Below are 24,511 nucleotides of genomic sequence, written 5' to 3' on the forward strand. Positions count from 1 at the left end.
ACGTCCATTTTTTATTTCTACAGGAATATAGGCGTAACTTGCCTGTTTCGGCTACAATATGCGTTTTTAAGAAAATGATTTAGGTCTTTCCCGTGAAGTGGTTACAAATCCATATTACAGTAGAACAAGCTCAAGTTGATTTTACAGAAACATTGTTAAGCTCTTTAGGTGCAGTCAGTGTGACTCTAGATGATGCCGAGAATCAAGATTTACTTGAACCACTTCCTGGTGAAACGCCACTTTGGAATAAAGTCATTGTAACAGGCATTTATGCGCAAGAAGATGATGAAACGATTGATGTCGCAGCTTTAGAAACTTTTATTCGTACTCAACTTCCAACTGAACCAATGCGTAGTGAATTCTTAGAAGACCAAGAATGGGAACGTACTTGGATGGATGCCTATGAACCCATTCAGATTGCTGAAAAATATTGGATTGTTCCAGAATGGATGGAAGCACCTGAAGCAGATGCAGTCAATATTAAACTTGATCCAGGTTTAGCTTTCGGTACAGGAAACCATGCGTCAACATTTCTTTGCTTACAATGGTTAGGCAAAACAGATGTTAAAGATAAAATCGTCATCGACTATGGTTGTGGTTCAGGTATTTTAGGTGTTGCTGCACTGCTTCTCGGTGCTAAAAAAGTCTATGCAACGGATATCGATCCGCAAGCAGTTTTAGCAACCCAACAAAATGCTGAACTCAATGGCGTACTTGAAAATCTATATGTTGGACTTCCAGAAGAATTCAATACAGAATTTAAAGATAAACAAGCAGATATTTTAGTTGCCAATATTCTTGCAGGACCATTGATGTCACTTGCAGAAGAATTCTCAACTTTAATTAAATCTGAGGGAGAATTCGCACTCGCTGGTGTAATTGAAGAGCAAGTAGCTGATGTATCTAGTGTTTATTCTGAATTTTTTGATATAGTAGAAGTTGAGAAACGTGACGAAACTTGGTGTCGAATTTCAGGATCACGTAAAGAATTTTAATCCTATGAAATAATCATATCTATGGCTGAAAAACAAACCATTTGCCCAAATTGTGCATCTATTTATAAAGTATCAGTAACTCAGCTTACTGTTGCGCAGGGAATGGTTTGTTGCCCAAAATGTTCACATGATTTTAATGCCCTACTGCATTTACAAAAAACACCGCCTATTGATACTAATATTGATCACACAATCACTTATTTTGAAGAACCCCAAGATTTTTTCTTTAAGAATAAAGAAGCTGAATTCACTATTTACGATATTTTTAAACGTAAAGTTGAAAATTCAAATATTGATTTGAAAACGTATTTGAATAACTTAAATTACTTTAATAATGAACCAATCAATGTCATACCAAGCTTAAATCTTGCACAAGGCATACATAAGCCCAAACAAGATAGTTCTTCGTCTAAAAGCGTCCTCTATTATGCAGTTTGGAGCCTGATCAATCTTGCGCTGTTCAACGTACTGTTATTTCAAATCGTATGGTTCAACCCAAAACTAACAGACCAGTACCCGATCGTTAATTCAATTTTCACAAAAACATGCGCTATATTACGTTGTGACACCATTGATCAACGTTATAAAAAAGTCATGGTTCAAAATATTAAAGTTATTTCGCTCAACCATCAGCAAACCCAATTTACAGGACAAATTAACAATCAGTATTCTAAAAGCTTAGAACTTCCGATATTAAAGTTAACGCTTAAAGATAAAGGAAACGTTGTTAATACCTCGATCATAACTTCTGATGAATATTTGATTGATAGTTTGCAAGGCATAAAACGGATTCCGCAAAATAGCCCTTATCCGTTTAAATTTGTAATCAAACAACCGAGAAATAGTTTTGATGAGTATGAATTCGTAATCATTCACCCTTAAGATTGAAAAAAACTATAAAAAAATGAAAAAAAATGTAGTTTTCTTGCTCATTTTTTCTTAGACAATGGTATCATACGCGCCACGAAAGCTTTGTCCTGCAAACTCCTCGCATTTTTTCAAAAAAATATAGTTTTATTATGTGCTTTATAATTTCAATATCGCGCAAGTAGAACGTTTTTTGTTTAAAAGAGTGTTGTAACAAATATTAATCTATTGTTACGCTTATTTTTCACTCAATACGATGATTTGTGGCAAGCTAATTGTTCTTGTTTTAGAGCCAACCGTTTTAGGATCTAAAACGGAGCTCAGATTTTTTTAGACCACATTTATATATTGCTTTACCCTAGCAATATTTTGATTTTTCGGATTAACTCGCATGAATAGCAAATCTCCTATTTTTACTGCACAATCTGATGTCGCTCTTCGTATTCACGTAGATCGCGCAGTTCGTCACTATTTTGCACAATTGCAAGGTGAGCAACCATCTCAAGTGTACGACATGGTGCTAGCAGAAATGGAGAAACCTCTTTTATCTGTCGTTCTAGAATATACGCGTGGTAACCAGACTCGCGCTGCTGAAATTCTCGGACTAAACCGCGGAACTTTACGTAAAAAGTTGAAAGCTCACGGTTTAATGAGTGAATAAATGATAAAATGCTCACGGCTTGCGTGGGCATTTTTTTTACCTATGCATTAGCTATTTGTTAAATCTCTAGACTTAAACACTGTTGACGAAGATCATGACTATTAAACGCGCTTTAATCTCTGTTTCTGATAAAACCGGGATCGTTGAATTTGCCCAGAACCTTGCTGCTCTTGGGGTGGAAATTTTATCTACTGGTGGTACATATAAGTTGCTTAAAGACAACAATGTTGCCGTAGTTGAAGTTTCAGAGCACACAGGCTTCCCAGAAATGATGGATGGTCGTGTAAAAACATTACATCCGAAAATTCATGGCGGTATCTTGGCTCGCCGTGGTCTAGACGAAGCTGTAATGGCTGAACACAACATTGATGCGATTGACCTTGTTGTTGTGAACTTATATCCATTTGCTGCAACTGTAGCAAAACCAAACTGTTCACTTGCAGATGCGATTGAAAATATCGACATCGGTGGTCCAACCATGGTTCGTGCTGCTGCGAAAAACCATGCTTCTGTAGGTATTGTTGTCAATGCATCTGACTATGCAACTGTCGTTGAAGAGTTAAAAGCAAACGGTGCTTTATCTCATGCAACACGTTTTGACTTAGCGGTTAAAGCATTTGAACATACTGCACAATATGACGGTATGATCGCTTCTTACTTAGGCGCTCGCGTAGGTAAAGCAGAAGGCGAAGCTGATAAGTTTGCCCGTACTTTCAATACCCAATTAAACAAAGTTCAAGACCTTCGTTACGGTGAAAACCCGCATCAATCAGCAGCTTTCTATGTAGAAGCGACTGCAACTGAAGCATCTGTTTCAACTGCGAAACAGTTACAAGGTAAAGAACTTTCTTATAACAACATCGCAGATACTGACGCAGCACTTGAATGTGTGAAATCATTTGCAAAACCTGCTTGTGTGATCGTTAAACATGCAAACCCTTGTGGTGTTGCTGTTTCTCTAGATGGTATCCAAGCGGCTTATGATCTTGCATACGCAACAGATCCTGAGTCTGCATTCGGTGGCATCATTGCATTCAACCGTGAATTAGATGTTGCAACTGCGCAAGCGATTGTAGACCGTCAATTCGTTGAAGTGATCATTGCTCCAAGCATCGCTGATGGCGTACTTGAAGTAACTGGCGCGAAGAAAAATGTCCGTGTACTTGTATGTGGCGAACTTCCTGCAATTGATGCACGTCAGGCTCAACTTGACTATAAACGTGTAAACGGTGGTTTACTGGTTCAAGATCAAGACTTAGGCATGATCACGAAAGATGACCTTAAAGTTGTGACAAAGCGTGCGCCAACTGAAGCAGAAATTGATGATTTAATCTTTGCCTGGAAAGTTGCGAAATACGTAAAATCAAATGCGATTGTTTATGCTAAAGGTCGTCAAACTATCGGTGTAGGTGCTGGTCAAATGAGCCGCGTAAACTCTGCACGTATTGCTGCGATCAAAGCTGAACATGCTGGCTTAGTGGTTGAAGGTGCTGTAATGGCGTCTGATGCATTCTTCCCATTCCGTGATGGTATTGATAATGCTGCGAAAGCAGGTATCAAATGTATCATTCAACCGGGTGGTTCTATGCGTGATGAAGAAACAATTGCTGCTGCTGACGAAGCTGGTATCGCAATGGTGTTCACGGGTATGCGTCATTTCCGTCACTAATTAATATATAAATCCTCCCTAGCCCTCCTTTAATAAAGGAGGGTTTTCTATATCATAATAGAACGAAGGGAGTCCCCCTTTCCAAAGGGGGATTTAGGGGGATTCTATTTCTGGAAGGATTTTTGATCATGAATATTTTAGTTTTGGGTAATGGCGGTCGTGAACATGCACTTGCATGGAAAATCGCACAAGATGACAAAGTCGCAAAAGTATTTGTAGCACCGGGTAATGCAGGTTCTGCAACTGAAAATAAATGCGAAAATGTTGCCTTAAATATTTTAGACAATGCTGCGATTATCGACTTTGCAAAAAACAATGCAGTTGATTTAATCATCGTTGGTCCTGAAGCTCCACTTGTAAATGGTGTGGTTGATGCATGCCGTGAAGCTGGCGTTAAAATCTGGGGTCCAACTCAGTTTGCTGCACAGCTTGAAGGCTCTAAAGCATTTGCTAAGCATTTCCTTAAACGCCACAACATTCCTACTGCTTTCTATGATGTATTTACAGAAGTAGATGCGGCTAAAGCATTTGTAGAAAAAAATGGCGCGCCGATCGTAATTAAGGCTGACGGTCTTGCTGCGGGTAAAGGTGTAATTGTTGCCATGACCAATCAAGAAGCATTCGATGCAATTGATGACATGCTTGCAGGCAACAAATTTGGTGATGCAGGTTCTCGTGTAGTCATCGAAGAGTTTCTTGCAGGTGAAGAAGCGTCTTTCATTTGCATGATTGATGGCGACAACATTTTACCAATGGCAACATCTCAAGATCACAAACGTATTTTTGAAGGTGACCAAGGTCCGAACACTGGCGGTATGGGTGCTTACTCTCCTGCGCCTGTTGTGACTGCGGATGTATTTGAAAAAACCATGCGTGAAGTGATGCGTCCAACTGTAGATGGTATGAAAGCAGATGGTCACGTTTACACAGGTTTCTTATATGCAGGTTTAATGATTGATGAACAAGGTCAACCGAAAGTGATCGAGTTCAACTGTCGTTTTGGTGATCCTGAAACTCAACCCATCATGATGCGTTTAAAATCATCACTTGTTGATTTGGTGGAAGCAGGCATTGCGGGTAATTTACCTGCGGAAGCTGAATGGGATGAGCGTAAAACTGTTGGTATCGTTTTAGCATCTAAAGGTTACCCTGAAACTTCTAGCAATGGTGATGTGATTTCAGGCTTAGACACTGAAATGGCTGATGCTAAAGTCTTCCATGCAGGTACGAAAGCCAATGAAAATGGCGACATCGTGACTGCTGGTGGTCGTGTACTGTGCGTAACTGCACTGGGTAATACGATTGGTGAAGCACAAGCCAAAGCTTTAGAACTTTGCCAAAAAGTAACTTTTGACGGCGTTCAATACCGTAAAGATATTGGTTACCGTGCAATTGCACGTGAAAATGCTGAATAAGTTTTCAGAGTCTCAGTATTTTAAAAACCCGCTTAGGCGGGTTTTTTGATATATTCAATTAAATATCAAACAAATACTTTCTAAAAATGCTCTTTAATTTATTTAATCAACCATCTGAAGAAATACAATATTTAGGGACACCCTATACTCAAGATTGTTTAGACGCTATTGGCATCATTCTTCAAACTCAAATACACATTGAAAAAGCACTGCTTTTATCTTGCAATCAAGCACATGCATATTTAATAAAATCCCATAGGAATACTTACATTATCAGATCAGGCTTTAGATCAGGTTACCCTAGTGAAGGATCTAAAGGATTAGCTTCATCACTGCAACTTCTTTTAAAGCACAATATAGCAGTAGACGAAATTAATATTTCTGAAAAATTAATGAAGAAAATCAATCATAGTTCATTGTCAGATACTGATATTGAAATAATGTTAAAAACCGAAGTTGTACGACCAACCAACATATACGAATACATCTATGAAATTTATAAAACTACGGAATACCAAGTCACAAATGACCGTTACTATCCAACAGAATTACCCTACCACTTGATTGATTCTCGAATTTTAGATCTTGCTCTTAAATTTAACGATGATCCTAATCATTCTATTTTAACTGCCTATACAAGATTGGAAGATATTGTTAAAGCAAAAATTAACGATCAAACTTTATTTTCAAATAACTTATTAAAAGCAGCATTTGTTTCTGATAAACAGCGCCAATCAATATATTTTTGGGATAAAAATAATGAAAGAGTTTCAAATGCTTTAGGCTGTCTATTCACTAATATCTTTACTGCTTATAGAAACGAACGCGCGCATAGTGAAGTTGATAAGTCTTATTCTAAACAGCTACGCGAATTTTTACTACTAAATGAACTCTACCTACTAGAAAATGAATCTATCAAACGATAATCTAACACCACTATGACTATCCAACTCACAACCCCTCGCCTGATCCTCCGCCAATGGCAAGACTCCGACACCACCCCATTTATCCAAATGTGTGCAAATGACGAGGTCATGCGCTATTTTCCTAAAAAACTCGATGCTGCCGAAGCCACTGCCTTTCTGCTACGTATCCAAAATGACATTGAAAAACGTGGTTGGGGCTTATTTGCAGTAGAGCTAAAAGCTACAGGTGAATTTATTGGATTTATCGGCTTACACGTACATCCACCTGAGTTTGAAATAGCCGATGCCCCTGAAATTGGTTGGCGTTTACTGCCCCAATACTGGCATCAAGGCTATGCAACCGAAGGCGCTAAAGCGGTGTTAAAGCATGCATTTAGAAACTTACGTATAGATCGCGTGATTTCATTGACTGCCTGTATCAACACACCGTCTGAAGGTGTCATACAAAGACTCGGTATGGATAAAGTAAGAGAGTTTGATCATCCATTTGTTTCAGCTGATCATCCATTACATCGTCATGTACTATACGAAATGCATCGCGGTGATTTTCTGCATCACACATTTTGTTGATGCTAAAGTGCTTCATACGGGTACTAATGCATAATTCATTTAAGTCATAAAAACCCGCTTAGGTGGGTTTTTTAAATTTTATCCTTTCTTACTTTTAAAAATGCTATGAATTCTTGAATTTGACTCGTACTTAATAAATTTGAAAACCGACCATAAATTGGCTCAACATCTTCTGGAAACATATCAGTCGCTATAAAAATAGTTTTAATAGGTGAATAAACCTTAAGCGTTAAGTTATTAATTATAATCTTTTTCCATAAAAGAAAACGTGTCGTACGGACTGTTTTAATAATGTATTCTTGCTTCTCAAAATTAAAAATGAGCTGATCATTTTCCAAAAAAAGTGCCGCACACCTTATATTTTTATTCCAATCGAAAAAGCGATAAAAGAAACCTGTCGTCGCTTGAAATTCAGCACGGCTATTTTCACTGTCTTTAACACAGCGTCTATCAATTAATTTAGAGTTTATACGATCATAACTGATCAAATTATTCTCTTTACTAAACTCTCCTCGTCCACACTCCGCAAGTAAAAGAGTATTTTCATTCATTTTTTAATCCTTGATCTACAACTTTTCTATTCTCTAAATATCATAGATACATCTCTATACCGCTTACTCATCTAATAAAAACCCATATACAATAAATTCATAACAAAGCTAATAAATATTATATATTACAGATAAGTATACTATTTAACCAATATACCTTTTTTAAAATTCATAATTTATTGATTTATATTGTTTTATAAAAATATGCATCTTAGCTGTAAATTTCATCCAAATATCCTAAGCCCATGCTACCCATTGAAAGCTCTAAATTTATTGTTATGCTTTAAAAAACGCTGTTTAAAAATTCAAGATAATATATCGAATAATTGGAGTATCCATGAATAAACTGTTTGGCATTCTACTAAGTGCATCTGTACTGACTTTATCTGCATGTGGCAACAAACCTGAGCAAAATCAAACATCAAAAGAAAATGATCAAGGTTCAACTCAAACGCTAAAAACAATTAAACTCATATCAACTGGCGCAGATACAGACATTTGGAAATATATTTCCGATCTTCCTGAAACAAAACAAGCAGGGATCGACTTAAAAGTCACAAACCTAACCGACTATGTGGTATTAAACACCTCAGTTGCAAGTGGCGAGCAAGATGTAAATGCCTTCCAATCATTCAATTATCTCGCAGCTTATAATGCATCAAACAAAGAAAAAATTGCTGCTGTTGCCACAACCTATTTTGAACCAATGGGAATCTATGCCAATACAGTGAAGTCTGTAGAGCAATTTCCGCAAGGTGCAACCATTGCCATTCCAAACGATACAGCAAATGAAGCACGCGCCCTGTCGTTATTACAATCAGCAGGTTTACTCAAACTTAAGTCCAATTTTGACTTAGGTAAAGGCACTGTTAACGATATTATTGAAAACCCTAAAAAATTAAAGCTCCGTCCAATACAAATGACCACTGCCGTTCGAGTGAAAAAAGATGTGGATGCAATTGTCTTGGGCAATACCCTAGCACTTGAAGGTGGATTAAATGTATTAAAAGACTCTATATTTCATGAGCCTGTAGATGAAACCACCAAAATTTATGTCAATTTATTGGGTGTTGCAGAAGCTCATAAAAATGATCCAATTTATACAAAATTAGGAAATCTCTATCATTTACCACAAGTACAAAAATTCATTAGTGACAAATTTGCTGGAACCAAAGTCGAAGTCAATCAACCTGTTAGTGAATTTACTGACACTAAATAGGATTTAGCATCACCCCAAATCATGTATCGAGTAAAGTTGGATATTTTATTGATTCGACTTTGCTCAAATACTTAGCTCACCCCCCACAGCTTATAAATAGAATCAATCGATAAAAACTTTCAAGAAAAACTGCGCTATGCTTTCATTGATATTCAAAAATCATATATAAAATTGAAAAAAAATTATATCTAGTGAATTACCATTGCATGAGCGGTTCCCCCAAAGAATAAACAAAAGTTTTTGTTTTTATTATTAAATTGACTCAAATTATAGAATTCAAATCGCTCTCAAGGTATAGGATTTAAAAAATCAGCCCCTATGTATAATATAAATTTATTGATATGATAAACAAATCTTTAGAATCAGTTTTAAAAAATCTAATTCATTAAATCTGTACTCTAATCCTCAAATGTACGAAATATAAAGCATGCCAGAAGACGAATGGTTTAAAGCATGATTTATTTTCAAAAATGTTAAAAATTGATCTCAACCATCGAGAATGCATAAGAATTACTTCTGCATTTCCTTGTTAGGAATTATCCATGAATAAGTTGTTTGGCGTTTTACTGAGTGCTTCTGTGCTAACTCTTGCTGCTTGTGGTAAACAAGATGCTCCAAAAGCAGAACAAGCAGGTACAGCACCTGCTGGTGAATTAACGACAGTTACACTTGCTTCAAGCGGTTCAGACACAGACATTTGGAACTATATTGCGACATTGCCAGAAACTAAACAGGCTGGAATTGAGTTAAAGGTTAAAAACTTTACTGATTATGTTTCTATGAACACGGCTGTAGCAAACAATGAAATCGATGCAAATGCATTCCAATCATATGCATATATGGTCGCTTATAATGACAACAACAAAGCAAAAGTTGCACCAATTGCAACGACTTATCTAGAGCCAATGGGCATCTATTCAAGCAAAGTGAAAAAAATTGAAGAATTTGCCAATGGTGCAACCATTGCCATTCCAAATGATGGTGCAAATGAATCTCGTGCATTGTTATTATTGCAATCAGCAGGTTTGATTAAACTTAAAGCTGGTTTTGATGATGTTAAAGGTACACCAGCAGACATCACTGAAAACGCGAAAAAAATTGTGATTAAACCAATTCAAATGGCAACTGCTGTACGTGCTAAAGATGAAGTTGATGCGATTGTTCTAGGTAACGTTTTGGCAATGGAAGGTGGTCTAAACGTGATTAAAGACTCGATCTACCATGAGCCTATCGATCAATCAACTAAAATGAATGTCAACATCGTCGCTGTTGCCGATGCGCGTAAGAATGATCCTACATTGCAAAAATTAGGTACGCTTTACCATACTGCTGCTGTAGAAAAATACATCCAAGATCATTTCCAAGGTACGAAAGTTGATGTAAATAAACCTGTAAGCTATCTTACAGAATCAAAATAGTCTTATAATGACTTTCATTAAACAGGCAAAGTGACTTTGCCTGTTTTTCTTTTTTGTACATTTTTTTGACGATATGATTGAATTTAAAAATATTTCCAAACACTATGATCTTAAAGGTCAAACCTTACTTGCTCTGGATGAAATTAATTTAACCATTCCAGCAGGCAGTATTTTTGGCATTATTGGCTATAGTGGTGCAGGTAAAAGTACCTTAATCCGCTTGATTAATTTGCTTGAACGTCCGTCTCAAGGTCAGATTATCATCAATGAAAAAGATTTTACTGCTTTGGATGCTCGCTCACTTCGTCAAGAACGTGCCAATATCGGCATGATCTTTCAGCATTTCAACCTACTACAAACCAAAACTGTAGCAGATAATATTGAAATGCCGTTGAAATTGCTCGGTGTAAGTAAAGACAAACGTGAAAAACGTTTAAATGAATTACTTGAATTTATTGATTTAAAGCATAAAAAAGATGCTTATCCAGATGAACTTTCAGGTGGTCAAAAACAGCGTGTCGGGATTGCTCGTGCACTGGCAAATCATCCTAAAATATTGCTTTGCGATGAAGCGACTTCTGCACTTGATCCGCAAACGACTAAATCCGTCTTGGAATTATTGAAAAAAATCAATAAAGAGCAAGGTATTACCATCGTCATGGTCACTCATGAAATGGATGTGATTGAATCTGTATGTGACTATGTTGCAGTGATGGAACAAGGTAAAGTGATTGAAACAGGTTCAACCCTAGAAATCTTTAGTCAACCACAGCATCCTACAACCAAGAATTTTATTCAAACAGTTCTACAACAACAGCTTCCTGTAAATATTCTCAATAATTTAGAAAATCAAAATCATAAGAGTATTTATAGCCTGCAATTCTTAGGCACTTCTGCTCAGGAGACTGTAGTTCAAGCTGCGATTAAACAATTTGATATTAGCTTGAATATTTTATTTGCCAACATGACTGAAATTAATGGTTCAGTGATCGGACAGATGTTTATTCAATTGTTAGGTGATCCTGCGATTATTCAACAAGTAATCAACTTCTTCGAAGCACAAGGTGTGAAAGTGACCCAATCAGGAGTAACCGTATGAGAGATTTAATCGTACAGTGGCTCACAGAACTGACTGCGCCTTACTGGAAAAGTTCGTTATCTATTGATCAATTTGTTACAGCCATGCAAGAAACCTGTCACATGGTATTCTTTGCAATGTTATTTGGAACGATTTGGGGCTTTATTCAAGCGATTATATTATTGGTGACACGTCCGAATGGTATCATGCCGAATCGTGCGGTTTATCATGTGATGAACCCGATTGTGAACGCCTTACGCTCCCTTCCCTTCATTATTCTATTGATTGCTGTTATTCCACTGACTAAATTATTGGTTGGGACTTCAATCGGGACTTGGGCTGCAATTGTTCCTTTGACCATCTATGTCGGTCCTTATATTGGTCGTTTGATTGAAACGTCTTTACTTGAGGTCAATGAAGGGATTGTTGAATCTGCACAAGCAATGGGCGCTTCACCTAGCCAGATTATTTTTAAATTTATTATTCCTGAAGCACGTAGTTCATTGATTTTAAATTTAACCACTGCAACCATTAGCTTGATCGGTGCAACTGCAATGGCAGGTGCTGTTGGTGCAGGCGGTATTGGTGACTTAGCCATTTCTTATGGTTATCAGCGTTTTGATACAAGCGTGGTCATCTTAACAGTGATTGTACTATTAATCTTGGTACAAATCGTGCAAAGCCTTGGTGATTGGTTATCTAAGTTAAGATAATTTTTCCGTCGAATCATACACATTAAGCCCTCTTCTGAGGGCTTTGCTTTATTTACTTAATTATCTAACAATATAGAATAAGATAAAAATTATGATCTAACACTTTAAAACCATGGATAATCAAAATAATACGTTTCAAATCAATCATCTAAATGATCACACTGAGATTGATATTCAATTTGAAAAATCAAAATATTTTCTTGATATTTTTATAAATATTCTTGTGTTAAGTTTTTTTTGGATTGCAGGAATTTCAGACATGTATGATGTCTTTTTTGGTGACGATTCAAATGCGAGTGGCTTTTTGATGCTGTGGGCTGCTTTTGTTTGTACATTCACTTATCTTACAATTGAAAATATTTTATGGCTCTCCAAAGGCACTGAAAAAATTTATATCGATCAGAATAAAATCACGATTACTAAATATATTCCCTTGTATTTTCTTAAAAAAAACTGTGAAGAAACTCAAACCGTTTTATTTGAAAACTTCGAGAAAATGTACTATTCAGAGTACTATGCCAACAAAAGCCAATTACCTCGCCCTAAAAAAGGCAATCTTCATTTAAAACACAAATCAAATACCCTCTCTTTTGGGATCACTTTAGACAAACCAGAAGCTGATCTTATTTTTAAGGAAATTCAAAACTATGCAGATCAATATCATTTAAAAAATGAAGAAAAAAGGTCGTAAGTTATGTATTATTTTACGCACGCTTTTATGCAACAAAAATGATGCATAATCAAAGGCAGAAATATTCCTACAAATGTAATGACGGTAAAAAATGAAAACTTTATCATTTATTTTAACAACGCTATGCTTAACAACAACTTCATCCACGTTTGCACAAAGCTCTATTGATTACACCACTTCGGTAAAAGTAAATGGTATTGAACTCATCAATGCAATTTCATCAACTCAAGTCGAAAAATTGATTGGTCAACCCTCTAAAAAAATCAATAAACAATTTTCAGAATGTACAGGAAATTATGAATATTCAACGTCGACATCGACTGGAAAAAACTTAAAATTCGAAATTTATAGGGAGGATAATCCTCAAGTAAAGTCTGAAAATTTCTATAAAACTAAAAATAATTTTCAACAACTTGGCACAACCAAAGGCATGGTTTGGTTGAGTTGGGCAAATGCTCAAACTATGACGGATACCATCCTGATTAATTCAAAAGTAATCAATAAGCAATATACACCGAACCAGTTTAAAAAAGACTTTCCAAACAGTGCCAAAACTGGAACAAACTCCGTCAGTGTTCTTATGCTCAATACATCTGAAGTGAAACAGTTTTTAAAGAATCCTGCTGATTTTGAAGTCGGTTATACCGCTTCTGTTCATTTTGCTTTTAAAAATGGCAAACTCAACACTTTAGCAATCAATCAAGCCATTGCTTGTTAAGGTCAGGTAAATACTGAATATAAAAGCGCATTTTGAATTGTAAATGCACTGTTAAATAGCATTGGATAACTATCACTCAAACTGATTGTCTCAATCCATATCCATACGATTTTCTTCATTAATTCAGCATGATACGGCGCAGTAGGATTACAGCGCACTTCATTTTCATAAACAGCTTGTTTGCAATTTAATTCGTTGAAACTTCATTTCTGTATCTTAAAACTTAAAGTTAATGCTTTGACACAAAAATGATTGTCCAAAAGGTTCAACTTGTTTAAATCAGCTATTTTAGATTAAATAGAAGCAGCACTAACAATGGAATTCAAAGATGCAATTTAAAATTCACGTGATCGATGTCAAAAACCAATTACAAAACTATATCTGGTTACTTGAAGAAACATCGAGTCATGATGTTATTGTCGTAGACCCTACTGAATCAGCGTTAGTTGAGCAATATTGTGCTGATCATCATTTAAATCTAAAGCAAATTTGGCTCACACATTGGCATAAAGACCATATTGGTGGCGTTCCCGAACTCATTGCCGATCAAAATATTCCTGTTTATGGCCCTCGTGCTGAACTGAGTCACATTCCGTTTATTACTCACCCACTTCAACATGATGATCATTTTGAATTTCATGGTTTAAACATTGACATCATTGCAGTGCCTGGACATACCTTAGGTCATATTGTTTATTTTATCGATGCATTGGACATGGTGTTCTGTGGTGATACGTTATTTGCAATGGGCTGTGGTCGAATGTTTGAGGGTACCGCAGAACAATTTTATCATTCACTGAATCGTCTAGCTGCACTTCCACCACGCACCAAAGTGTATTGCACCCATGAATATACACTATCGAATGCTCAGTTTGCCTTGCATATAGAACCTGAAAATCGCGCTATTCAACAACGTGCTGAAGAAGTTAAACAATTACGTGAACGTGGTGAAATTACTTTACCGAGTACCATTGAACTGGAACTGGAAACCAATCCGTTCTTACGTGTCGAAAGTGCCGAGGAGTTTGCACGCATTCGTGCCTTGAAAGATAATTTTTAAACACATTGAGAATTTCTGCTAAAGCTTGTTCGCTTCTGCAAATGAGTTACTCAATAGACAATATCTTTTCAATCCATGCCTAAACTAATTCATCCAAAGCCGATGTTTTTAAAAGGTTCAGCGCAAGCTGTACTTTTATTGCATTCCTATACCAGTACCTATCGTGATGTAAAACCATTAGCTGTGTTTTTAAATCAACATCAATACACTTGCTATAGTTTTAGCTATGCAGGACATGGGCTAATGATCGATGAGTTTCTAAAATTTAATCCTGATGATTGGTGGCAAGAAGTCATCCAAGCTTACAATTTTTTAATTGAGCAGGGTTATCGTGAAATTGCGGTGATTGGCGTTTCATTAGGTGCTTTGCTTTCCCTAAAACTCGCTGAAAGCTTTCCTGTTAGCGCTTGTATCAGTATGTCAGCGCCACAAACTCGCTCTGTCGAAGATTTATTTCAACACCTAAGTAAATACGCTGAATATTTACAACAATTTGAAACTGATCAACAGGTCTTGAACAATACCCAGTTATATATCAAGGCTCAACCACAACTCGAACAGTTTGAAAACTTTGTGGTTTCAACAATGCGAAACTTAAATAGAATCCATGCACCTACAGCCACTCTTTTTGGCAAACTGGATGAAGCATTATATGAACAGTCTGCGCATTATATTTTTGAACAAATCGCGAGTTCAGACAAAATGATCAAAGCTTATTCTCATTCTGGGCACTTGATGGCCTTAGGGCAAGATCAGTCGATTTTATTTAAAGATATCTTGAACTTTCTAAATTTACACCTATCCAATGCATAAATTGGAAGATCATTATTTTTGAAATTATTTCTTACATTTATAAAAATATCTTCACTGATCCAGTCTTGGTTTTTTATTCCCTATTTTTGCATCAAAATATTACAGATTGATTTAAAATATTATAATAACCAATTGTTTTACCTATTTATTTTTAAAAATTGTTAAATTGCATTTCACATTTAAAGAGAAAAAATACGCTCTGCTACAAAAGACCCATTTCGCTAACTGATCAAATATTGGTATAAAAAATAAGTTTCATCAAATTTCCCCCTTTAAAAATTTAGTGGTCATCCCTATTAAATTTATAGACAGGAATTAAGGAGATCTTCTGTGAAAAAGGTTGTTAAAGCAAAAAATTTGATCGCTTTCCGTATCTGGTTAGAAAAACTGGGATACTCTGTAAAAACTTTGGCTGATGATAAAGGATTTACCTTCAGCTTTAAAAAAGAATATGGTTTAGTCACGTGTGATTTATCAGGCAATAATTTAGCCATGCAACTCGGTGAAGAATTTGAAGACCATTTAAAGGCCTAATGTTGATCCATTTTACATAATCAACGTATGTTTAAAATGAAGCTCTCTGTTAAAGACCTCATGTGATTCACTGAGGTCTTTTTATTTTATATCAATTCAACCAAGTCTATCCAAGCTAACTAACGCGACAGCGCTTGATATACTTGAATATAATGTTCTGTCGCTTGTTGATGTTGTGAATATAAAGTTTCTATATTCTTCTCAGATTCATTTGCTTCAAGCGCTGAAAGATAAGCCTGATAACGCAACATTGCAGCTTGGCAAATCGTATCTAACTGTACCTCACCCGTTGAACAAGACGCCTTATCTGATTGCCCCAAAGTCTTAAAATGGGATGGCTTGGCTTGCTGTTTAGTACTCCCCTCATTTTCCTCATCATCTGCAAAGTCTTTTTGCATGCGTGACATGGTATCCATCAATTCTGCATTATCTACGCCCATATTTTTCAAAACATTCATTTGCTGTTGCAATAACGCTGCATCATTATTTGCAAAACAATTCAATGAGACTACACAGCCGATCACAACTAAGATTTTATTCATAAAATTACCTATTCTATTTTTAATCATTCACACTCGATTTATAGGCTATGCTTATTTTTCCACAGAATATATTCCCCAAACGAGGGGTAAGTGCAAATAATAATTTTTGATGTTTTTAATTCTAATTTTTAGGCAATAAAAAAGGCATGATTTTCATCATGCCTTTTTCAAATATGGTGGGGACGGAGAGACTCGAACTCTCACACCTCGCGGCGCTGGAACCTAAATCCAGTGCGTCTACCAATTTCGCCACGTCCCCGAATAAAAAAACCACATCAGTGGAATCTTTAAAATAAGTGGCAGAGGATCAAGGATTCGAACCTTGACGAACGGTTTTGGAGACCGTCATGCTACCATTACACCAATCCTCTATAACATTTCATCGGGCTTTCGTACCACCAAATGAATTGCTTGGTGGGGACGGAGAGACTCGAACTCTCACACCTTGCGGCGCTGGAACCTAAATCCAGTGCGTCTACCAATTTCGCCACGTCCCCGATGGCTGTGTATATTATAGAGATCACTTAGGTATGACAAGCCCTTTTTTATAAAAAGATACTCGTTTGTTTAAATAAAAAACAAAAGTGGTGAATAGTGCTTTTAGTTTAAGCAATCTGGCTTAATTGTTGTTTTATTTGATAAATATTTGTACAACGTTGCCCTGCTTTTTTCTTTAGCATGGATTTTAAAACCGCTTCAAATATTTTAAATCGACTCGGTAAGTCCACTTCAAGCTCTTGGCAATGCAAAATTGCCCAATCTTGATAGCTTTTTGCAGTTAAACGGCGCTGAGTCAGCCATTCCAACCAAATTATTCCTAAAGCATAAAGATCTGTTGCAAATGACTTTGGTGCTGCATGAAACAATTCAGGTGCCATATAACGCGGTGTCGCTGTATTCGGCATGACTTCGACATCCCTAATATGAAAACATTGCTCATAATCAATCAAAACTGCTTGCTGTTGCTTAATACGGAAATGCTGTAGCTTTAAATCACCGTGTATATAACCAAAATCATGCAACTGTTCTAAAACTTCAAGGCTCAACATTAAAGTTGAAAAAATATCACTTAGCTCAAGTTGATTGGGATGCGTAGCGAACAATGCAGAAACATCTTCAATCCATAAGGCTTGATCAAATATTTCTTCTTTTAAATTGAATTTTTGATAGGGATTGAAAATAGAAAAGTTGCATAGAAAACTTTGATCTACTTTTTCAAAACGATTTAATTGTTGGTAAATGTCTAACTCATGTAAAAAACTATCTTGATACGCCTGATTCGATTGTTTTAATTGTAACTTAAGCCAATAGCTTTGATCGCCCTGTTGGATTTGATAAACACGGCGACCAAACTTTTGACTTTGTAATGAGTTAAGCGCTTGAGGAAGCTCTATTTCACTCATGCTTCTGATAATTGTGTTGTGGAAGTTTTCTTTTCAGTTGGAAAATTCAAAACTTCCAAACAATGCTGAATGGTTTTACCAATACGTGCATGGGTTTCAATATTGGAGATCTTCGGCCAAGTTGCTCGCTCACCCTCACGTTGCAATAATTTAAATAAATGCGGACGTGGGTTTTGCAACATATAACTATAATGACGCAAGCTATAATTACCAATAATATTCACATCACCATAATAACGCTGATCTACAACACCATAACCATGATCCAATAAACGGCGAATCGTAGGTACACGTCCCATACGCCCACGCGCGAAGTCCATAACACCCATGGTTGCCATCTTGCCCTGTGAACGAACAATACGCTGTGGCCAACTCAATAAATCCTTACGATAACGATCCTCATCATCTTGCATAAACGGCACAATATGTGGGTTTACCTGACTGGCTATCGTGTAATTCAAATTATAAAGACGTGACATGCGTTCTTGCGGGAAGTCATTGCGCACACTGCCATCCACCCAACGCGTATTGGCTAAATATGGTGTATGTAATCCATCGTAGCGCTTACTGGTCAAACGCACGGGTGGAAATAAGATAGGTACTGCACAAGATGCCAAGACCGCACTCCACACCAATAAATCAGGTGAGGTATATTTATTCATAATTCGCGCATCTTCTTGCGAAATATCATACGGTGCAACGGTTACATTGATGTCTAAACCTGATTTTTCAAAAGCTTCGGCAAAAGTCACATCACCTAGATTTTCTACAAGAAATTTTTTGAGATAACGTACATCCGCAAAACCACCATTTCCTTTGAGTAATTCTTTTACACTACGGAAATGAAACGCTTCGCTATAGAACTGATCACCGGTTAAAAGATTCGGAATTTCACTCGGCTCATTGACACCTAACATCGCTGTCATGATTGCACCCGCACTTGAGCCAGACAATACTTTTGGCATTAAATCTTGTTCCATCAGCGCCTTACACACACCACTGTGGAATAAACCTAATGTTGCACCACCTGAAAACATCAGTGCAGGCTGACCATAGGCCTTTTCACAATTTTCAAAAAAGCTTTTCTTACTGTCTAAACACAATTCTTGGCAACTTTCAGAAGCAATAAAAGCAAGGCTTTTGCTCACTTCATCAATATAATCTTCAATCAGTTTTTTGGTACCGACATAGGCATGTGCAAACAACATCGGATGCCCAATATTTGCAACGTCATGACTAAATCCTTCACGTAGGATATACATCAAATCTTGAGTACGACCTTGTTGGCGATACCGACGTAATAAATTTAAACGATGGGAAATAATCTCAGCATCAAAATACGGTGAGCTATTATCCAGTTTCCACTCTTGCGCACCTGTTTCAGAGTCTAGCTTTAAAGCAATGGACTTCCATTCCTCGTAGCATTCAGCATGCGCCAAATTTCTTTTTAGTTTTTTTATACGATAAGCCTGATGTGGATTTAAATCTTGGGTAAGTTCTAATAACATTTTCTAATATTCCTTTGATTTTAATCCGAGGATGAGTCACACATCATTCAACTATGCTTAAAAATCACGTGAGAATCAATCACCTTCAGTCATTTAATTCTTGCTCGTCCTTTTAATTATCGCCTATTGAGATTAGATCAATAAAAATACTGTGTTAATATTGGAGCAATCTCTCATCAAATGTAATTTTCAAAATATAGCGAACGGACATGGCAACTATCGATTTACCTGACAATATCATTGCACAATTATCTACTGTTTTAAGCCAATTACAGCAAGTCTTACCAGAACCCAAACAACCCACTGATTTTGAAGCAATCGCGTTTAGATGGCATGAAAAACAGCTCAAAGCGATTTACAATCCTAAAGCGGTTCTATTGGAAGACCTCAAAGGGATTGAACGCCAAACAGCTAAAATCATTCAGAACACCGAACAGTTTCTAAATGGTCTTCCTGCCAATGATATTTTACTCACAGGTTCTCGTGGTACGGGTAAATCTTCCATTGTTCGTTCACTATTGACTAAGTATGCAGATCAAGGTTTACGTTTAATTGAAATTGAACGTGATGATTTATCAGAATTACCTGAAATTCAAAAAATCATCAAAGATCGCCCTGAAAAGTTTATTGTCTATTGTGATGATTTAGCGTTTAACGCAGAAGATGAAAATTATCGTAGTTTAAAAAGTGTTTTAGATGGTTCACTCCAATCAGGTTCAAGCAACTTTGTGATTTATGCGACCAGTAACCGCCGTCATTTATTGCCTGAATTTATGCATGAAAATACCCCAGTGACCAAAGTTGATGTGCCGCAATACAAAGAACTACACCCTCAAGAAGCGATTGAAGAAAAAATTTCTCTATCGGATCGTTTTGGTCTATGGCTGTCGTTCTATCCAATGGATCAGCAACTTTATCTTGAAATTGTGGAACATTATTTGGCGAAAGAAAATATTTCATTTACAGACGAAGTTCGTGCCGAAGCTTTAAGATGGTGTCAAGCACGTGGACAACGTTCAGGACGTGCTGCTTATCAATTTTCAAAACATTGGATTGGTTCAGAACGTTTAAAGGCTTTTATAATTGTTACACCGTAATATGAAAAATATATTTTACTTCTTGATAAAGTGGATACGCGATAACGTCATCCGCAATTGTTTGAGGCAGGACTACGTTTGGTTAGCTATGTTTCTGCGATGTATTTAATATTTTGACGGAAGTGGACGAGTTCTGCGGATGACAATGGTTTTGCCTACTTTTCCCGAAAGAAAAGTAGGTCGAGCCGAAGGCTAACCCCTAAATCAAAACTTCTGATGCAAGACTCTGCAAAATAGAATTAAAAAACTTTTTAAACATGGGTACTTATTTTCAAGTACACAATATCAGTCAATAATTTGAATGATGGTTTAACATTCAAATAACCCTCCCATATTTCATATATAAAAAGTTATGAATAAATTTCAATCACTTAAAACAAAAATCTCGATTCAATAGGAATATTATATTTCCGCACATCATAGATTAAGCATGATAAAATACTTCACAGTTTTAAATAGGATTGGTCTATGCAGTTTGTTCATCTTGGTATTCATACCGAATTTTCGATTACAGAATCGATCGTACGTATACCTGATCTGATAAAAGCTGCTGCATCAGACGAAATGCCTGCATTAGCGATCACAGACCTATCCAACCTACATGCCGCAGTCAAATTCTATAACAAAGCAATGGGCAAAGGCATCAAACCCATTTTTGGTAGTGTCATTCGCTTAAACGATGCTAATCACAAAGCGACTTTACTCGCAATGACCAATAAAGGCTGGCGTGGACTGACTGAAATCGTCTCACGTGGTTTTATTGAGGGACAACAACTCTCAATTCCCTGCATCCAAAAAGATTGGGTACTAGAACAATCACAAGACATTATCGTCCTGCTTGGCTTACATAGTGATGTCGGTGAAATGCTACTTTCAGCCTACCCTGAAAAAGCAGAACCACTACTTGAAGAATGGATCGAAAAATTTGGTAATCGGGTCTATTTAGCATTAACACGTACAGGACGCCCACAAGAAGAAAGTTTTAACATCGAAGCGGTTAAATTGGCTTCTAAATATGGCATCGGTGTGGTTGCACACAATGATGTTCACTTCATCACCGCGGAAGATTTTGAAGCACACGAAGCGCGTGTTTGTATCGCAGATGGTTATGTACTAGGTGACGATAAACGCCCTAAAAATTATAGCCCTGAACAATACTTCAAAACCTCCGCTGAAATGACTGAATTATTTGCGGATATACCAAGTGCGATTGAAAATACACTTGAAATTGCTAAACGCTGTACAGTGTCTTTACGTTTAGGTTTCCATGACTTACCAGACTATCCAATTCCTGAAGGTCACACCATTCACTCCTACTTCGAGCACTTGTCCGAGGTCGGTTTAGAAGAACGCCTGGATGTACTATACCCTGTAGAAAAACGTGATGAAGACTGGGCTGAAATTCGTAAACCTTATGATGAACGTCTTGCCTATGAGCTTGGCATCATCAATAAAATGGATTTCCCTGGCTACTTCCTGATCGTAATGGACTTTATTGGATGGTCAAAAAACAATGGTGTCCCAGTTGGACCTGGTCGTGGTTCTGGTGCAGGCTCACTCGTTGCATACAGTTTAAAAATTACCGACTTAGACCCGCTACGTTATGACCTCCTGTTCGAACGTTTCTTAAACCCAGAACGTGTTTCCATGCCCGACTTTGACGTCGATTTCTGTATCGCAGGTCGTGATAAAGTCATCGACTATGTAGCACGTCACTATGGACGTGATGCCGTTTCACAGATTGCAACATTTGGTACGATGGCAGCTAAAGGTGCAATTCGAGATGTTGCCCGCGTATTGGGTAAATCCTATGGTTTGGCAGACCGTATTTCAAAAATGATTCCAACCAAACCTTTAGGTTTAAGTTTGGAAGAATCATTGGAAGCTGAACCACAACTCAAAGACATCGTCACCAATCCATCCAACCCAGATAACGATGATGCAGCCGAAATTTGGGAAATGGCGCTTAAACTAGAAGGGATTACTCGTAACACAGGTAAACATGCGGGCGGTGTGGTTATTGCCCCTACGAAGATTACTGATTATTCCGCTGTATTATGTGAAGCCGATGGTACAGGTCGTGTTGCTCAATTTGATAAAGATGATGTTGAAGCTGCTGGCTTAGTTAAATTCGACTTCTTGGGTCTACGTAACTTAACTGTGATTGAAGATGCTGTTCAAAATATTAATAAGCGTGTCAAATCTGAAACACCGCTTGATATTGCGCATATTCCATTAGATGACCCTGAATCTTATGCTGTATTTGCTGATGCAAATACTACTGCGGTATTCCAGTTTGAATCCGTGGGCATGAAAAAAATGCTCAAAGAAGCACGCCCAAGTAAATTTGAAGAAATTATCGCCTTCGTATCTTTATACCGTCCAGGTCCAATGGATCTAATTCCTGACTTTATCCATCGTATGCACGGTGGTGAGTTTGAATACCTGCACCCATTACTTGAAAGTGTACTTGAACCGACATACGGCATCATGGTGTACCAAGAGCAGGTGATGCAAGCGGCACAGTTCTGTGCAGGCTATACCCTCGGTGGTGCAGATTTACTGCGTCGTGCCATGGGTAAAAAGAAAGTCGAGGAAATGGTCAAACAACGTGCCACCTTTATTGAAGGTGCTGCGAAAAAAGATATTGATGAAGGCACAGCCAACCATATCTTTGACTATATGGAAAAATTCGCAGGCTATGGTTTTAACAAATCACATGCTGCCGCGTATGCCCTCGTTGCCTATCAAACCGCTTGGCTGAAAGCGCACTACCCTTCTGAATTTATGGCTGCGGTCATGTCTTCGGAAATGCAGAATACGGACAATATTGTCTTCTTGATCGATGACTGTCGAATCAACAATTTAAAAGTTTTACCGCCTTCTGTGAATATGTCGTTCTATCAATTCCATGCCAGTGATGCAGAAACTATTATCTATGGTTTAGGCGCGATCAAAGGTGTCGGTGAAGCTGCAATGCAGTCGGTGATTGATTCACGTGAACAAGATGGAGAATTTAAAGACCTCTTTGATTTCTGCCATCGCATAGATTTGAAGAAAATCAATAAACGAACTTTAGAGGCTTTGATTCGTGCCGGTGCTTTAGACTGTTTAGGTATTGAACGTTCAAGTTTGATGGCACAATTACCAGAAGCTGTTCAAGCGGCAGAACAAGCACGTTCAAACCGTGAAACTGGCATCATGGATTTATTTGGTGAAGTTGAAGAAGTTCAACGTAAACCAGCCAAACCTGTAAAACCATGGTCAGATGAAGTTCGGCTCAAAGGTGAAAAAGATACCTTAGGTTTATATTTAACAGGTCATCCGATTGATGTTTATCGTGCAGAATTAAAAGCATTTATTCCGCATAAAATCAATGAACTCACGCCTACACGCCGTGGTGTAACGACTGTTTTTGCAGGTTTAGTGGTCGATGTAGCCAACTTCCCGAACCGTATGATGATCACCTTAGATGATGGTACTGCGCGTATCGAAGTCTCGGCGAATCACGAACGTTTCCAACGCTTCAAAGATATTATTCAAAATGAAAAAGTGGTGGTCATCGAAGGTGAAATTTATGAACGTGAAGGTTTTGATCGCCCAATGGGACGCTTAACCAAAGCATTCACCTTAAATGAAATCCGTCAAAAACGTGTCAATCACATCGAACTTAAACTTCAACCTGAAGTTATTAGTAAAACTTTAGTTTCTGATCTGCAAAAGATTCTATTACCTTTCTGTAATGTCGATATGTGTCAGCATATTCCAATGCAAATATTGATGGACTATGACTACGCAACTGCTGATTTGCATTTAGGACAACAATGGAAAGTCGCGCCTTTGGATGATTTACTGTCAAAATTACGTGATTATTTTGGCAAAGAATCTATTCATCTTGAATACCATGTCAAATCTAAAGCAGCCAAAGCCGTAGATCATCGTGAACTCGCTCAAACAACTCAAGTTGCTCCGCCACCTGAGAACATGAGTATGGATGATGCCATGGATGAATATATGGCTGATGCAGGTCAATTTTCCTAAATTGTTCTCCCTAATTTTTTAA

At 37.3% G+C, this 24,511-nt stretch carries 23 protein-coding genes and 3 tRNA genes; 18 read left to right on the plus strand and 8 right to left on the minus strand.

Annotated features, from left to right (window positions below; all coding sequences use genetic code 11):
- Positions 1-92 precede the first annotated feature (92 nt).
- The 7 genes from prmA (at position 93) to BEN71_RS12410 (ending at position 7,103) form a co-directional block, all read left to right on the plus strand.
- Positions 93-995 carry a 50S ribosomal protein L11 methyltransferase gene (prmA, locus tag BEN71_RS12380; protein WP_068974324.1) on the plus strand — a complete coding sequence of 301 codons (903 nt, stop codon included), beginning with the start codon at positions 93-95 and terminating at the stop codon, positions 993-995.
- A 21-nt stretch (positions 996-1,016) separates the two neighbouring features.
- Positions 1,017-1,877: a zinc-ribbon and DUF3426 domain-containing protein gene (locus tag BEN71_RS12385; RefSeq protein ID WP_068974325.1), complete on the plus strand. Its 861-nt coding sequence runs from the start codon at positions 1,017-1,019 to the stop codon at positions 1,875-1,877.
- 376 nt (positions 1,878-2,253) lie between these two features.
- Entirely contained in the window at positions 2,254-2,523 is a 270-nt protein-coding gene (fis, locus tag BEN71_RS12390) for a DNA-binding transcriptional regulator Fis (RefSeq protein ID WP_001086304.1), read from the plus strand.
- Between the two features lie 94 nt (positions 2,524-2,617).
- Complete coding sequence (purH, locus tag BEN71_RS12395; RefSeq protein WP_068974326.1) at positions 2,618-4,192, plus strand: bifunctional phosphoribosylaminoimidazolecarboxamide formyltransferase/IMP cyclohydrolase; 1,575 nt, start codon at positions 2,618-2,620, stop codon at positions 4,190-4,192.
- Between the two features lie 128 nt (positions 4,193-4,320).
- Positions 4,321-5,607, plus strand: coding sequence for a phosphoribosylamine--glycine ligase (gene purD / locus BEN71_RS12400; protein ID WP_068974327.1), 1,287 nt, complete (start codon positions 4,321-4,323; stop codon positions 5,605-5,607).
- A gap of 86 nt (positions 5,608-5,693) precedes the next feature.
- Entirely contained in the window at positions 5,694-6,533 is an 840-nt protein-coding gene (locus tag BEN71_RS12405; protein ID WP_068974328.1) for a hypothetical protein, read from the plus strand.
- 12 nt (positions 6,534-6,545) lie between these two features.
- Complete coding sequence (locus tag BEN71_RS12410; RefSeq protein ID WP_068974329.1) at positions 6,546-7,103, plus strand: GNAT family N-acetyltransferase; 558 nt, start codon at positions 6,546-6,548, stop codon at positions 7,101-7,103.
- 71 nt (positions 7,104-7,174) lie between these two features.
- Here the strand turns inward: BEN71_RS12410 and BEN71_RS12415 are convergent, their stop codons facing one another.
- Positions 7,175-7,654, minus strand: a complete 480-nt coding sequence (locus tag BEN71_RS12415) for a hypothetical protein (RefSeq protein WP_068974330.1) — start codon at positions 7,652-7,654, stop codon at positions 7,175-7,177.
- A 337-nt stretch (positions 7,655-7,991) separates the two neighbouring features.
- On the opposite strand from BEN71_RS12415, the gene BEN71_RS12420 reads away from it, so the two are divergent.
- The 6 genes from BEN71_RS12420 to BEN71_RS12445 all read left to right on the plus strand — a co-directional run bounded on the left by BEN71_RS12420 (position 7,992) and on the right by BEN71_RS12445 (position 13,491).
- Positions 7,992-8,873, plus strand: coding sequence for a MetQ/NlpA family ABC transporter substrate-binding protein (locus tag BEN71_RS12420; protein WP_068974331.1), 882 nt, complete (start codon positions 7,992-7,994; stop codon positions 8,871-8,873).
- Positions 8,874-9,415: 542 nt separating this feature from the next.
- Entirely contained in the window at positions 9,416-10,291 is an 876-nt protein-coding gene (locus tag BEN71_RS12425; RefSeq protein ID WP_068974332.1) for a MetQ/NlpA family ABC transporter substrate-binding protein, read from the plus strand.
- Between the two features lie 73 nt (positions 10,292-10,364).
- Positions 10,365-11,390, plus strand: coding sequence for a methionine ABC transporter ATP-binding protein (locus tag BEN71_RS12430; RefSeq protein WP_068974333.1), 1,026 nt, complete (start codon positions 10,365-10,367; stop codon positions 11,388-11,390).
- Positions 11,387-12,082 (plus strand): methionine ABC transporter permease, encoded by a 696-nt coding sequence (locus BEN71_RS12435; RefSeq protein ID WP_068974334.1) that lies wholly within the window; start codon positions 11,387-11,389, stop codon positions 12,080-12,082. The genes BEN71_RS12430 and BEN71_RS12435 overlap by 4 nt, the downstream gene beginning before the upstream one ends.
- 259 nt (positions 12,083-12,341) lie before the next feature.
- The gene (locus BEN71_RS12440) at positions 12,342-12,773 is read left to right on the plus strand and encodes a hypothetical protein (RefSeq protein ID WP_152033045.1); all 432 of its coding nucleotides are present in this window, start codon (positions 12,342-12,344) and stop codon (positions 12,771-12,773) included.
- A gap of 91 nt (positions 12,774-12,864) precedes the next feature.
- Positions 12,865-13,491 (plus strand): hypothetical protein, encoded by a 627-nt coding sequence (locus tag BEN71_RS12445; RefSeq protein WP_068974336.1) that lies wholly within the window; start codon positions 12,865-12,867, stop codon positions 13,489-13,491.
- A gap of 2 nt (positions 13,492-13,493) precedes the next feature.
- Here BEN71_RS12445 and BEN71_RS19150 read toward each other — a convergent pair whose 3' ends face one another.
- A complete protein-coding gene (locus BEN71_RS19150) occupies positions 13,494-13,649 on the minus strand; it encodes a hypothetical protein (protein ID WP_161553512.1) in 156 nt (51 codons plus the stop codon).
- 170 nt (positions 13,650-13,819) lie between these two features.
- Between BEN71_RS19150 and gloB the strand changes: the two genes are divergently transcribed.
- From gloB to BEN71_RS12460, 3 genes are all read left to right on the plus strand, one after another.
- The gene (gene gloB, locus BEN71_RS12450; protein ID WP_068974337.1) at positions 13,820-14,551 is read left to right on the plus strand and encodes a hydroxyacylglutathione hydrolase; all 732 of its coding nucleotides are present in this window, start codon (positions 13,820-13,822) and stop codon (positions 14,549-14,551) included.
- A 75-nt stretch (positions 14,552-14,626) separates the two neighbouring features.
- Entirely contained in the window at positions 14,627-15,364 is a 738-nt protein-coding gene (locus tag BEN71_RS12455; RefSeq protein WP_068974338.1) for an alpha/beta hydrolase, read from the plus strand.
- Between the two features lie 330 nt (positions 15,365-15,694).
- On the plus strand, positions 15,695-15,898 hold the full coding sequence (locus BEN71_RS12460) for a hypothetical protein (RefSeq protein ID WP_068974339.1): 204 nt from the start codon (positions 15,695-15,697) through the stop codon (positions 15,896-15,898).
- Between the two features lie 119 nt (positions 15,899-16,017).
- On the opposite strand, the gene BEN71_RS12465 is transcribed toward BEN71_RS12460, so the two are convergent.
- From BEN71_RS12465 to BEN71_RS12490, 6 genes are all read right to left on the minus strand, one after another.
- Complete coding sequence (locus tag BEN71_RS12465) at positions 16,018-16,440, minus strand: hypothetical protein (RefSeq protein WP_068974340.1); 423 nt, start codon at positions 16,438-16,440, stop codon at positions 16,018-16,020.
- 174 nt (positions 16,441-16,614) lie between these two features.
- A tRNA-Leu gene (locus tag BEN71_RS12470) sits at positions 16,615-16,699 on the minus strand.
- 38 nt (positions 16,700-16,737) lie between these two features.
- Positions 16,738-16,811: transfer RNA gene (locus tag BEN71_RS12475), tRNA-Trp, on the minus strand.
- Between the two features lie 41 nt (positions 16,812-16,852).
- A tRNA-Leu gene (locus BEN71_RS12480) sits at positions 16,853-16,937 on the minus strand.
- A gap of 108 nt (positions 16,938-17,045) precedes the next feature.
- Positions 17,046-17,843 carry a protein kinase domain-containing protein gene (locus BEN71_RS12485; protein ID WP_068974341.1) on the minus strand — a complete coding sequence of 266 codons (798 nt, stop codon included), beginning with the start codon at positions 17,841-17,843 and terminating at the stop codon, positions 17,046-17,048.
- On the minus strand, positions 17,840-19,351 hold the full coding sequence (locus tag BEN71_RS12490) for a DUF3336 domain-containing protein (RefSeq protein WP_068974342.1): 1,512 nt from the start codon (positions 19,349-19,351) through the stop codon (positions 17,840-17,842). The genes BEN71_RS12485 and BEN71_RS12490 overlap by 4 nt, the downstream gene beginning before the upstream one ends.
- Before the next feature lie 209 nt (positions 19,352-19,560).
- Here BEN71_RS12490 and BEN71_RS12495 point away from each other — a divergent pair, with 209 nt between their 5' ends.
- Positions 19,561-20,448, plus strand: a complete 888-nt coding sequence (locus BEN71_RS12495; RefSeq protein ID WP_068974343.1) for an ATP-binding protein — start codon at positions 19,561-19,563, stop codon at positions 20,446-20,448.
- Between the two features lie 468 nt (positions 20,449-20,916).
- Entirely contained in the window at positions 20,917-24,489 is a 3,573-nt protein-coding gene (dnaE, locus tag BEN71_RS12500) for a DNA polymerase III subunit alpha (protein WP_068974344.1), read from the plus strand.
- Positions 24,490-24,511 lie beyond the last annotated feature (22 nt).

This window comes from Acinetobacter wuhouensis (assembly GCF_001696605.3).
GTDB classification, from domain to species: domain Bacteria; phylum Pseudomonadota; class Gammaproteobacteria; order Pseudomonadales; family Moraxellaceae; genus Acinetobacter; species Acinetobacter wuhouensis.